The sequence below is a fragment of the Mammaliicoccus stepanovicii genome (assembly GCF_002902525.1).
In the GTDB taxonomy this organism is placed as follows: Bacteria; Bacillota; Bacilli; order Staphylococcales; family Staphylococcaceae; genus Mammaliicoccus; species Mammaliicoccus stepanovicii.
Map to the genome: position 1 here is coordinate 1 of NZ_PPQZ01000113.1, position 1958 is coordinate 1958.

Annotated in this window: 2 protein-coding genes and 1 pseudogene; all 3 read left to right on the forward strand. The window is 28.8% G+C overall.

What is annotated here, in order from left to right; genetic code table 11:
- The first annotated feature begins 114 nt into the window (after window positions 1-114).
- The gene (locus CD111_RS11410) at window positions 115-258 is read left to right on the forward strand and encodes a teichoic acid D-Ala incorporation-associated protein DltX (RefSeq protein ID WP_095088996.1); all 144 of its coding nucleotides are present in this window, start codon (window positions 115-117) and stop codon (window positions 256-258) included.
- Window positions 259-272: 14 nt separating this feature from the next.
- Window positions 273-1733, forward strand: a complete 1461-nt coding sequence (dltA, locus tag CD111_RS11415; RefSeq protein WP_095088994.1) for a D-alanine--poly(phosphoribitol) ligase subunit DltA — start codon at window positions 273-275, stop codon at window positions 1731-1733.
- A pseudogene (locus tag CD111_RS12700) lies at window positions 1730-1958 on the forward strand (D-alanyl-lipoteichoic acid biosynthesis protein DltB); the annotation flags it as partial. The gene dltA and the pseudogene CD111_RS12700, both read left to right, overlap by 4 nt.

Consider the following 1958-nt stretch of genomic DNA (forward strand, 5'->3'; position numbering starts at 1 on the left):
GAATAAAAATACCACACTGTTATTTATTTACAGTTTTTAATTGATATTCTGATTGAGAATGAATATAATAAACAAATAGAATAATAAATAAATAATAATTTAAGGAGAAAGACAATGGAAAAAATTAGTGCAATTTTAAACTCTGAGCCAATTAAGCTCATTGGTTTAACCATTCTCTATTTTCTAATATTACTAGCATTATTTTGGATTTATGCTGGTGGTAGTGCAAGTAATGATTTTATATATAATGAATTTTAATTAAGGAGTAAATTATGCGAAACATCATAGAACAAATTTCTTATATGAGTCATGAGCATGGGAACAACGTTGCAATATCTTATAGGGAACAAGCAATGAACTATCGTGATTTAGATATTTATTCGACTAATTTAGCGAATGTATTATGTGATTCATCAAACCCAATTGTCGTATATGGTCATATGTCACCATTTATGATTGTTGGTATGATTGCAAGTATTAAAGCAGGAGTTGGTTATGTCCCAATCGATACGTCAATTCCTAAAGAAAGAATAGAGCATATTATTAATAAAGTAGAACCATCATTCATTTTTAATACAACAGATCAAATTTTAGAAGATATTGAAGTAAAACAATTAACAATAGAAGATAGTTTGAAAACTCATTCATCACAAGGTGAACTTGACCATTTACATAAGAACGATACTGTATATACAATTTTTACTTCTGGTTCAACTGGAATGCCTAAAGGTGTACAAATTAGTTATGAAAGTTTATTAGATTTTACTGAATGGATGTTATCTTTAAATAAGTTAGGTGAAGGTAAGAAATGGTTGAATCAAGCGCCATTTTCATTTGATTTATCTGTGATGGCAATTTATCCATGTTTAATGTCTGGCGGTACTTTAGAATTAGTAGATAAATTAATGATTGAAAAACCGAAACAATTATACGAAATGTTAAATAGTAAGCAAGTTGAGAGTTGGGTATCAACACCTTCATTTTTAGAAATGTGTTTACTATTACCTGGATTTGATGAAGAGCATTACCCAGAATTGAAACAGTTTTTCTTCTGTGGTGAGGTACTTAGCCATAAGACAGCAACAAAGTTACGAGAGAAGTTTAACTCAGCTACGATATATAATACTTATGGTCCGACAGAAGCAACAGTAGCGGTTACAAGTATCGAAATAACTGAAGATGTACTCAACATATTTAATCCATTACCAATCGGTACAGTTCGACCAAACTCTAGTTTAGAAAACACAGATGAAGGAGAATTGGTCATTCTCGGTAAAAGTGTAAGTAAAGGTTATCTTAAAGACAAAGAAAAAAATGACAAAGCTTTTAATAAAATTGATGGCGTGAAGCATTACTATACAGGTGATAAAGCTGAATTTAAAGAGGGCTATTGGTTTATAAGTGGAAGAATTGATTTCCAAATTAAGATTAATGGTTATCGAATGGAACTTGAAGAAATTGAAATGATGCTAGAAAAATTATCTGATGTAAAGCAAGCTATTGTAACACCAATTAAAAAAGGTGAGAAAATTCAATATCTATATGCAACAGTTGTATTAAATGATTCAAGTCTATCTCAAGATCAAGATATAACTAAACATTTAAAAAATGAATTAAAGTTACATTTACCAGAATATATGATACCAAGAAAGTTTAAATACACTGAAACACTACCTTTAACACCGAATGGTAAATTAAATAGAAATAAAGTATTTGAGGAGTTAGAATTATGATTCCATATGGAGATTTTAGTTTTTTCTATATTTCAATTATTTTATTATTACCGGTTATCGTTCTAGGACTGATTGGTAAACGTAGCCTTATTTACAATAGAATTGTCACATTCGTCATGATAGTTTTAATATTTTCAGATGAGCAAAAAAATATTTTGGATAATCAATATCTAAGTTATCAATTAATATTTTTCGTCTTATATGTGATATATCAAATAGGATTAA